We start from the raw sequence: 9,926 nt of genomic DNA on the forward strand, positions 1-9,926 counted from the left end.
TTTCGGCGCGCGGCCGAGGGTGACGGTAGTTTCCGGAGAATCAGCTCCGTACTTGGTTGGATAGCAACGAGGTTCGGTCCGGTGGTCTCAGCGCTTGGTCGGGGATCTGGGCCGAGAACCCCGTTTTCGCGGCATCGGCGATGGTCCTATGAGGCGGTGTCCTCGATCAGCCAGTCGAGGAAGTCACCGGCTTCCCGCGAGGCCTTCTCGGCGTCACGTGCCTCGATCGCATCTACCAGGCTGTCGTGCGAGAAATCGTGGGTCCCTGCGAAGTCGGGCATCGTGCTCGCAACGCTGTCGGCGACCGTTTCGATCACGCCTCGGTAGAGCTCTTCGAGCATTCCGTTACCTGCGCACCGAACGACGGCGACGTGGAAGTCGGTGTCGGAGCGGGCTGCTCGGGTGAGCGCCTCCGTGTCCGGCTGCTCACCGCGTTCGGCGGCCGCGCTGATTGCCGCGCTTGCCTGGTTGCGTGCGGTCAGCGCCTTACGCAGTGCCGCGAGATCGCTGTCGGTTCGGCGGAGGGCTGCCAGTCGGGCCGCTTCGACCTCCAGGGTGCGGCGCACTTCGAGGACCTCGCGCAGTTCCGGACCGCAGAGCGTCCGCAGTGCGCCGGAGAGTTCGCTGGTGGCGCGCACATATGTTCCGTCACCCTGTCGGACCTCGAGCAGTCCGCCGTGTGCGAGTGCGCGGACCGCCTCGCGAATCGTGTTGCGACCGACGTCGAGGCTCGACGCCAGTTGGGATTCTGGTGGGATCCGGTGGCCGACTGGCCATTCACCGGAGGAAATGACCTCGCGTAGCTGGGCGATCGCCTGGCCTACCAAGGTGTCACGGTTCGTTGTGACCAAAGGCACCGGATCATCCTTTCATCCAATCATCCTATGTATGTCAGTATAGGCCCATGAGCACCGTGAAGACCAGTTCTATGGACCTTGTTGGCATCGGAAGCGCGGAGCGGGTAGATCGACGACGTCAGAGTGCCCTGCTCGGCACCCCACTCCTCGTCGTCGGAGTCGCGCTGGCGGCGGCGAATCTGCGTCCCGCCGTGACCAGTATGTCCTCGGTCCTGGGCGAGGTGCGCGAGGATGTCGGTGCCTCGGTGATGTGGGCCAGTGTGCTCACAGCTGTGCCCACCGTCTGCTTCGGCCTTGCCGCGGTCGCCGCACCATGGCTCGGTCGGCGCTTCGGTATGGCGCGTGCGATCGGGCTCGCTTTGGCCGTGCTGACCGCTGGTCTGTTGCTGCGGATAGTCGACGGCCCGTGGGTGGTTCTCGGCGGCACCTTCGTCGCGGCCGCGGGAATCGCGATCGGGAATGTTTTGATCCCTGTCGTGGTGAAGGAGTCGTTCCCCCACGCCGTCGGCCGGGTCACCGGGATATACACGGCGGCGCTGGCAGCGGGTGGTGGCATCGGTGCGGGGGCGACCCCGATGCTCGAGTCGATGCTGGGCAGCTGGCGGGGGGCTGTCGGTGCCTGGGCGGCGTTGTCCGCGGCGGCCCTCGTCGTCTGGATGTTCGGCGCCCGCCACGGCACTGACGGCGACACCCGAGTGGCCGATGCCGAGCCGCGCCGTTCGCTGCTCCGCAGCCCTCTGGCCTGGGTAGTCACCGCATTTTTCGGGTTGCAGGCCTGTGGTGCGTACATCCTCATGGGCTGGCTGTCCGAGCTGTTCGTATCCGAAGGTATCGCCCGAACGGATGCCGGTCTGATGCTCGCTTTCATCAACCTGATCGCGATCCCGTTGAGCTTCCTGATCCCGCCGTTCGCGTTGAACCGCAGCTCGCAGTCCGGTTGGATTGCGGCAGTGGCCGGTAGCTCGGTCGCCGGAGTCATCGGCCTTGCGGTGGCCCCGACAGCCGCGCCGTGGCTGTGGACGGTATTGCTCGGGATCGGCATGGCGGTCCTTCCGCTTGCGCTCGGTGTCATCGCGCTGCGTACCAGGGGAGCTTCGGAGACCACCGAGTTGTCCGCCATGGCGCAGGGTTTCGGGTACTTGATCGGCGCGTCAGGGCCGTTCTTGTTCGGAGTGCTGCATGGTGTCACTGCCAGCTGGACGGCACCGCTGATTCTGCTCGGCGTCGTCATGGTTGCCCAAGGTGTGGTGGGTTGGCTGGCGGGGCGGCCTCGCTTCGTCTGAGAGTGGGAGATCCAGCCGGTGCGCGGCTGTGATCGAGGAGGTGTGCTGTGTCGGAGTCTCATCGCCGCACCGACGGTGGTGAGACTCCGACTGGCGCGGATACGCAAGGGATCCCCTAAACTACCTCGAGGGCAAGCCGATTCGCGATCAGTTCCTGATCGTCGACGCACCCGCCCTGGCTGGCATGGACGCGCACTGCGCCGCCGCCGGCAATTAATCCGTGGACCCGGCGCGCTCGAACTCACCGTCTCGCGCGCCGGGTCCGCGCTCGTACTCTGCTCGGGCTACCAACCTCCGCAGCTCCGCGCATTCGTGGATCCGTCGGTGCGAAGTCTGTGAGCTGGCGATTGCGGTGCCGCCGCCGTCGGCGGCCGGCACTGGACGTGGGCGTCGAAGGCGAGCCGGCCCGAGTCGGGTTTCCCGAGAGGGAGACCCTGCAGACGGGTCGGCTCCCCACCGTCTGGGTGGGGAGCCGACGCGATGTGGCTAGCGGGGTCAGGGCAGACCGGACCGCGTGCTCCGCACGACCTCCGGCGCCCCGGTGCTAGTGCCCGTAGTTGGCGGCTGTTGGGAGCCGGACCACTACCAACACTTCTGCGGTGTCCTCACCCTCGTTTACGAAGCGATGGGGGCGTTCTGCCGAGAAGCGGATCGAGTCGCCTTGTTCCAGAACGAAAGTCGATTCCTCGAGCAGCACGGTCAGTGAGCCGCGGTGGACTACGAGAACCTCTTGTCCGGCGTGTCGCACGAACTCGGCCCCGGTGTTTGCCCCGGGTTCGAGCAGGAGCGTGGCAACCTCGAGGCCGTACTCGCGGCTGCGCTGCATGACCCGGCGCTTCACGCCTGGACTGGGCTCGAGCTCTGATTGCTCGTTGAATCGGACGAGCGCTGATTCCGGGTCCGAGGCCTGGAACAGATCGCCGACCGGGACCTCGAGCGCTGATGCGACGGCAACGAGGGAGCCAACCGACAGGCCCGTCTTGCCTCGTTCGAGCATCGAGAGCATCGGCACACTAAGCCCTGTCGCATTCGCAACGTCGACTTGGGTCAGGCCGCGCTCGTTTCTGATGCGACGGACCTCAGCGCCCAACCGGCGGTTGGCGATGTCAGCGACGGACGTATCGCTCGGAGCCTTGCTCGAAGTCGCGCTTGGGGTCTCGCGGGGTGGCGAGTCCGGGTCGAGTGTCATGGTGTCCCTTCCAGTGCCGAGGCGATCTCGCTGACACGACGAATATTCTGCCTGGCCTGCGGTCGTCATGTCATCGACTCGCAAGTCAGTGGGTGTCGTACATCTCCCATCTTAAGTCAGCCTGAAGTTATATTCGGCTGAAGTCTTGTGGCCGTCTGCCCAGTATGATTATAGTCTCATTTAACTTCCTGCTGATAGCGGCGGGGAGCGACTGAAGGACTATGTGACAAATCGCATGGTCACGCCGTGCACGGCGGCCGAGATTGCCGCCGGCCCGCAACTAAGGGAGTCTTTGGTGTCTGAAGACAAAATCGTCATTGTCGGCGCAGGTATCGGTGGTTTGGCGCTCACGCTTGCCCTGCAGCAGGCTGGCATCGACGTCGAGGTATACGAGCAGGCCGACGCAATCGATGAGATCGGTGCCGGTGTCGCTCTGTGGTCGAACTCCGTTCGACTGCTCCAGGGCCTGGGCCTGTCGGATGAGCTCGAGGAGTGGGGCTCGGAACCGTCGTCGCTGATCATCCGCAATGGTGTCGACGGTGAGAAGATTGTCGACTTCCCGCTGGCCACCGACGACTGGTACCGCAAGCAGTTCGGTGCCCCGTACTACGGAATCCACCGCAAGGCCTTCCAGAAGATCATGGTCGACCGGGTCAAGCCGGGCACCATCAAGCTGGGCCACCGGCTGACCGGAATCGAGCAGATCAACGAGTCGACCACCCGCCTGAACTGGGCCAATGGCACCTCCACCGAGGCGAACGTCGTCGTGGGCGCCGACGGAATCCGCTCCTCCGTCCGCTCCTGGATGTTCGGCGGCATCGACTACACGATGTTCTCGAAGACCAGCGGCTTCCGCGGTGTCGTTCCGCTCAAGGACATGACGTTGCTGCCCGACCCGCACTCCACCCAGTTCTGGGCCGGCGACGGAAAGCACTTCCTGCACTTCCCCATCGGACCCGACTACACCCACGCCACCTTCCTGGCGGTCGAGGAAGACCCCAAGGTCTGGCCCAACCCGGACGGATGGCGCGTTCCCTGCACCCCGGAGGAGGCAGTCGCCTCGTTCCTGGATTGGCACCCCGCCGTTGCGCAGATGATCAACGCTGCCGCGCCGGTCGAGCGCTGGGGCCTGTTCGGTGTCGGACCGCTGCCGAGCTGGCGCAAGGACAACGTCGTGCTCATCGGCGATGCCGCCCACGGTCTGCTGCCGCACCACGGCCAGGGCGCCAACCAGTGCGTCGAGGATGCGATCATCCTCGCCGAGCTGCTGGCGATGCCCGGAGACGAGCCCGTCGCTGACCGTCTGCAGCGCTACAGCGACCTTCGGATGGACCGCGCTCAGAAGGTCCAGAAGATCTCGTGGGTCAGCAACCGCCTGCTCCACCTCCCCGACGGCCCGGAAATCCCGCTGCGCGACGAGACCTTCCGGAACCTGTACGAGAACGTGAGCTGGATCCACGAGTACGACGCACGATCCGAGGTCGCCAGCCGGGTCTGACGGCACCACAAGTAAGCGCTGAACGTCCAGGCCGCGTGCGGACCATCAACAGAGGAGTAATACAAGCATGATCACCTATCTGCCCACCGTTGAAGGGCTTTCGAGCTTCGGCGACTACTCGCCGGTGTCGGTGACCGAACGGATCGTGGCCGTGGCCGGCCAGTTCGGCACCGACGGCGAGTCACCGGAAGACCAGGTCCGCGGTGCCTTCAGCAATGTCGGCAAAGCGCTCGCCGCCGCAGGCCTCGACTTCAGCGACGTGATCAAGTTCAACACTTTTGTCGTCGGTCGGGAGACAATCCCCTCCTTCATGAAAGTCCGCAAAGAGGTGTTCGCCGATATCTACCCCGACGGGTTGTACCCGCCGAACACACTGCTCGTGGTAGCCGGCCTGGTCGAAGAGCGGTTCGTTGTGGAGATCGAGGCGCTGGCACTCCGTAGGGGAGTGGAGTGACCAGCGACCGATCGCGGCCGTTCAACTACGGCCGCGATCAGGTGATCAGCTATCCCGTCACGGTGGGCAACATCCGTACCCGGGTGGTCGAATCCCACGGCGGCAGCACACCGTTGGTCTGTCTGCACGGGGTCGGCTCCCGCGCAGACCGATTCATCCCCGCGATCCCGGGCCTGGTCGCCCGCGGATTCAAGGTCTACGCCATCGATTTCCCGGGCCACGGTTTCGCCGACAAGGATTCGCGCATCGATTACCGTCCGCGCGGGTTCGCCGAGTTCATCGCGGGTGTGCTCGATGAACTCGAACTGTCCGACGTGATCATCGCCGGTACCTCGCTGGGAGGACACGTCGGTGCCCGGATGGCGTGCGACCGGCCGGATCTTGTGGCCGGGCTGGTGCTGATCGGCACGATGGGCATCGCCTCGCTCAACGAATCGGACATGGTCCCGCCGGAGAACGTCGCCAACGGCAGCGAGTCGGCGATCCGGTCCAAGCTGGGGTTCTTGGTGTCCGACCCCGAGAAGGTGACCGATTCCTGGGTCCGCGAGGAATCGAAGATCAATTCGTCCACCGGCGCTCACCAGGCGCTTCTGGCTGCGGCCGGATACGTCAATTTCGAGGCCAACGCCGACATCCAGGGTGAGCGCCTCGCTGCCGAGCGGCCCAACCTGCCGATCCAGATCGTGTGGGGGACCGAGGACCGCTGGACGCCACTGGAAATGGGCCGTCGGGCAAAGGAAGTGCTCCCGAACGCGCAGTTCGTCGAGATGGAGGGGTGCGGACACGCCCCGTACTTCGAGAGCCCGGTCGAGTTCGCGAACATTCTGTCCCACTTCTTCAAGAAGGAGAGTGTCCGATGAAGGACGCATGGCTTCTGATCGAGAACGGGACCGTCGTCGACGGGGACGCCAATCCGCCCCGGCCCGACTGCGCGGTTCTCGTCCACAACGCGCGGATCGTGAAGATGGGGGTGATCGACCGGGAAACCGACATCCCCCGTGGCGCGGACGTGACCGTCATCGACGCCCGCGGCAAGACCGTGATGCCGGGCCTGATCGACATCCACTGCCACATGACGTACGGCCTGGCCCGCACCGAAGAAGAGATCAGCATCTACACGCCGCCGGAGGTGCGGACGCTGATCGCGGCCACCAACATCGAGAAGGTCCTCGCGGCCGGCGTCACCAGCATCTCGCAGCCGGGCGGTAGTTACAACATCGGCGTCGGACTCCGCGAGGGCATCAAGCGCGGAATCGTCCACGGCCCCCGGATGACCTCCGCCGGCAGGTACCTGACCACCAGCAACGGTCTGACCGACTGGTTCCCGGATGCGACGGGCAACCCGGAGTCCAGCACCGGCAGGTTGACCAACACGACGGATCAGATGATCGACGAGATCCGGCGCCAGGCCAAGGCCGGTGTTGACCTGATCAAACTGGCGGACTCACCGTTCGGCGACTTCCAGGCGTTCACCAACGACGAGATGAAGGTGTGCGCCGATCTCGCCCACCAGCTCAATCTCAAGATCACGATTCACGCGCGGGGATCCGCCGAGATGAATGCAGCGGTCAACGCCGGGTTCGACCACATCATGCACGGCAACATGATGAGCGACGAAACCATCGCAAACCTGGCGAAGAGCCAGATTCCGTTGGCACCCACGCAGGTCCTGATGCACCACATCGTCGAGTTCGCCGACATCCTTCGCGTGCGCCCCTCGATCTCCGAGGCCACCAAGCGCATGAACGAAGCGACGATGGACAGCCTGCACCGCGCGTACGCGGCCGGGGTGAAGTTCGCGATGGGCACCGACTCCGGTTTCGCGCTCGTGCCCTACGGACAGTTCCACGCCCGCGAGCTCGAGATGCTGATGCTGTACACAGGTATGTCGTCGCTCGAAGCGATCCAGGCGGGAACCAAGCACGGTGCCAACGCCATGGGCCTTCCCGACGACCTCGGGGTGCTCGCCGAGGGCAAGCTCGCCGACATCATCGTCGTCGACGGCGATCCGGTCACCAACATCCGGGTGCTCTACGAGCCCGGACGGATCACCCACGTCGTCCTCAACGGCGAAATCCAGACGTTCCCCGAGGACATCCGTACCCGCTTCGTGCGCAACGACTACCTGCCGCACGAGTACGGCTGGGAACTGCTGACCTACGAACGCGCCTTCGAGGGCGGCGAACGGCCGAAGACCCAGCTCGACTGGTCGCACGACATGCGTTCCGACGTGCTCAACGACCTCCGCAAATACGAGAAGAAAGCAGCTCTAGTGGCAACCGGGATGATCGAAGACGGCGGGACCGCCTGATGAAATACGTAAGCTTCAAAGCCGCAGGCCGCCCGTGGGCGGTAGGCCAGGTCGACAACGACGAAACCATCGTCGAGATCCAATCGATCGACGATCCGACGCTCGGTGTGCTCGCGCTGGTCAACCGGGGCAAGGCGGTGGTGCACGCCGTCGGCGACGGCGGTCGCTACAGCCTCGACGAGGTCGAGATCGGAGCACCCTTCCCGAAGCTCACCCGCAACATCATCTGCGTCGGCAAGAACTACCGTGAGCACGCCGCGGAGTTTTCGAGCAGCGGCTACGACTCCGGCTCGAGCCAGGTGATCCCCGAATTCCCGATCATCTTCACCAAGGCCCCGACAACGGTCGCCGGCCCCGACGCGCGGGTCGTCGTACCCAAGGGTCTGACGAACGAAGTGGACTACGAAGCCGAGCTGGCCGTGGTGATCGGGAAGGGTGGTCGCGGCATCTCCGAGGTCGACGCATTGGATCATGTCTGGGGATACACCCTGGTCAACGACCTGACCGCGAGGGACCTGCAGCGTGACCACAAACAGTGGTTCCTCGGCAAGTCGCCGGACGGGTTCGCACCGATGGGGCCGTGGGCGGTCACCAAGGACGAACTGAGCCTCGACAACACCACGATCACCTGCACCGTCAACGGCGAACTGCGGCAGAAGGCCAGCACGGCGGACCTCATCTTCGACGTCCCCCGCCTGATCGCGGTGATCTCGGAGGTCCTCACCCTCGAACCGGGCGACATCATCGCGACCGGTACCCCGGCAGGGGTGGGAATCGGGTTCACACCGCCGAAGTTCCTCGCCGACGGAGACGTCGTCGAGGTCACCGGGACGGGACTGGGCACGCTGCGCACCACGATCGCGTTCGAGTGACATAGGTGCCGGCCCACTACCTCCACGAGAGCCAGATCGTAACTTAAGTGCAACTTAGTCAAAACTCAGTGCAATTTAACTTTCTGGGGGAAGATGGGCCGGTACCCGCTCGTTTAGGCGCGGGATTGGCTTCAAACAGAAGGGATTTGAAGTGAAACGCAGCTTTCTCGCCCTCGGCGCGATCTTGTCGACGGGGATGGCGCTCTCAGCCTGTGGGAGCGACGGACCCGAGCCGATCGTGTTCGGCCAGCTGATCGGTGTCACCGGCGATTACGCACCCTTCACACCACCGGCCATCACCGCTTCCGAAATCGCCATCGCGGAGATCAACGGAGCGGGCGGAGTGCTCGGCCGCGAGGTCAAGCTGGTGACGGAGGACAATCGCTCCACCATCGATGGAACGGTGTCCGGCTTCACCAAGCTCACCACCGCGAGCGGAATATCCGTACTCGGAAGTCTCGAATCCGACGGCCAGGTCGCCCTCTTCGACGGCATCGCCAAACGCCGGATCCCGAACATCTGTCCCTCCTGCGGCACCACGTTCCTCGATGACCGCGGAGGCGACTACTCCTTCCGCATCACTGCCTCCGACAGCGACGCGGGCCTGATCGTCGCCCAGGTCACCCGCGACGCCGGCGCGCGCAAGCTGGCCATGATCGTCCAGAACACCGAAGGTGCGACCGGCCCGGCGGAAGTTGCGGCGGAGGCCTTCGAGAAGACCGGCGGGCACGTCGACTTCGTGACCATCGAGCCCGGCGCATCGTCGTACAACAGTGAAGTGGCGCAGGCGCTGTCCGGCAAGCCGGACGCCCTCTACGTCGCAGCCGGCGTCGAAGCCGGGCTCCCGGTGCTGCGCGAAATCGACCGCCGCGGATACGACGTACCGATCCTCCTGTCGCCGGATCTGATCACCAACGACATCTCCGCCTTGCCGAACACCGAACACTTCGAGGCGGCACTGACCGCCTTCGACACCGCCGGCCCCGCCTACGTCTCGTTCGCACAGCGGTTCCATGCCGCCACCGGGCACGAGCCCGAACCCGGCATGTACGACGCCAACAACTACGACCAGTACATTCTGTTCGCGCTGGCGATGGAAGCGGCACAGTCGGTCGAGGGTGAGGACGTCGCCGGCAAGATCATCGAGGTCGCCAGCGGGCCGGGCACCAAAGTCCACTCCTTCGCCGAGGGCAAGGCGGCACTTGCCCGCGGCGAGGACATCGACTTCGACGGGGCTTCGAGTGCACTCGACCTCAACGAGTTCGGAAACCTCCAATCACCACTGCTGTCGATCATGACAGTCCGTGACGGGGCCTGGGGGGGGGGGGGGGGGGTGGGAGTGGGGGAGGTGGGAAAGGTGGCCGAGTGGAACGAATCGTGGCGCAGCGTGTCAGCGAGGTAGACCCTCGAAGAGAAATCTCAGGAATAGCCCTGTCTCTCACCGGAGACGGTCGAGTGGATG

The 9,926-nt window shown here is 64.8% G+C and carries 9 protein-coding genes; 7 read left to right on the forward strand and 2 right to left on the reverse strand.

Annotated elements, in window-relative coordinates:
* Positions 1-146: 146 nt before the first annotated feature.
* Positions 147-857 carry a FadR/GntR family transcriptional regulator gene (locus ACFU5V_RS24155; RefSeq protein ID WP_378702532.1) on the reverse strand — a complete coding sequence of 237 codons (711 nt, stop codon included), beginning with the start codon at positions 855-857 and terminating at the stop codon, positions 147-149.
* A gap of 47 nt (positions 858-904) precedes the next feature.
* Here ACFU5V_RS24155 and ACFU5V_RS24160 point away from each other — a divergent pair, with 47 nt between their 5' ends.
* A complete protein-coding gene (locus ACFU5V_RS24160) occupies positions 905-2,140 on the forward strand; it encodes a CynX/NimT family MFS transporter (RefSeq protein WP_378702534.1) in 1,236 nt (411 codons plus the stop codon).
* Between the two features lie 544 nt (positions 2,141-2,684).
* Here ACFU5V_RS24160 and ACFU5V_RS24165 read toward each other — a convergent pair.
* The gene (locus ACFU5V_RS24165) at positions 2,685-3,329 is read right to left on the reverse strand and encodes a helix-turn-helix domain-containing protein (protein WP_378702536.1); all 645 of its coding nucleotides are present in this window, start codon (positions 3,327-3,329) and stop codon (positions 2,685-2,687) included.
* A gap of 295 nt (positions 3,330-3,624) precedes the next feature.
* Between ACFU5V_RS24165 and ACFU5V_RS24170 the strand changes: the two genes are divergently transcribed.
* The 6 genes from ACFU5V_RS24170 to ACFU5V_RS24195 all read left to right on the forward strand — a co-directional run bounded on the left by ACFU5V_RS24170 (position 3,625) and on the right by ACFU5V_RS24195 (position 9,866).
* Positions 3,625-4,827 (forward strand): FAD-dependent oxidoreductase, encoded by a 1,203-nt coding sequence (locus ACFU5V_RS24170; RefSeq protein ID WP_378702538.1) that lies wholly within the window; start codon positions 3,625-3,627, stop codon positions 4,825-4,827.
* 67 nt (positions 4,828-4,894) lie between these two features.
* Positions 4,895-5,281: a RidA family protein gene (locus ACFU5V_RS24175; protein WP_378702540.1), complete on the forward strand. Its 387-nt coding sequence runs from the start codon at positions 4,895-4,897 to the stop codon at positions 5,279-5,281.
* A complete protein-coding gene (locus ACFU5V_RS24180) occupies positions 5,278-6,141 on the forward strand; it encodes an alpha/beta fold hydrolase (RefSeq protein WP_378702542.1) in 864 nt (287 codons plus the stop codon). Before ACFU5V_RS24175 ends, ACFU5V_RS24180 begins: the two co-directional genes overlap by 4 nt.
* Positions 6,138-7,592: an amidohydrolase family protein gene (locus tag ACFU5V_RS24185; protein ID WP_378702544.1), complete on the forward strand. Its 1,455-nt coding sequence runs from the start codon at positions 6,138-6,140 to the stop codon at positions 7,590-7,592. The genes ACFU5V_RS24180 and ACFU5V_RS24185 overlap by 4 nt, the downstream gene beginning before the upstream one ends.
* Complete coding sequence (locus ACFU5V_RS24190) at positions 7,592-8,464, forward strand: fumarylacetoacetate hydrolase family protein (protein ID WP_378702546.1); 873 nt, start codon at positions 7,592-7,594, stop codon at positions 8,462-8,464. The genes ACFU5V_RS24185 and ACFU5V_RS24190 overlap by 1 nt, the downstream gene beginning before the upstream one ends.
* 151 nt (positions 8,465-8,615) lie before the next feature.
* Positions 8,616-9,866 carry an ABC transporter substrate-binding protein gene (locus ACFU5V_RS24195; RefSeq protein ID WP_378702548.1) on the forward strand — a complete coding sequence of 417 codons (1,251 nt, stop codon included), beginning with the start codon at positions 8,616-8,618 and terminating at the stop codon, positions 9,864-9,866.
* The last annotated feature ends 60 nt before the right edge of the window (positions 9,867-9,926 follow it).

It is taken from the genome of Rhodococcus sp. NPDC057529, from assembly GCF_042802055.1.
GTDB lineage: Bacteria > Actinomycetota > Actinomycetes > Mycobacteriales > Mycobacteriaceae > Rhodococcus_F.

Bases quoted from the DNA above. Each gene is read 5' to 3' on its own strand.
- ACFU5V_RS24160 (WP_378702534.1), top strand. From the start codon at position 905: ATGAGCACCGTGAAGACCAGTTCTATGGACCTTGTTGGCATCGGAAGC.
- ACFU5V_RS24175 (WP_378702540.1), top strand. From the start codon at position 4,895: ATGATCACCTATCTGCCCACCGTTGAAGGGCTTTCGAGCTTCGGCGAC.
- ACFU5V_RS24165 (WP_378702536.1), bottom strand. From the start codon at position 3,329: ATGACACTCGACCCGGACTCGCCACCCCGCGAGACCCCAAGCGCGACT.
- ACFU5V_RS24190 (WP_378702546.1), top strand. From the start codon at position 7,592: ATGAAATACGTAAGCTTCAAAGCCGCAGGCCGCCCGTGGGCGGTAGGC.
- ACFU5V_RS24185 (WP_378702544.1), top strand. From the start codon at position 6,138: ATGAAGGACGCATGGCTTCTGATCGAGAACGGGACCGTCGTCGACGGG.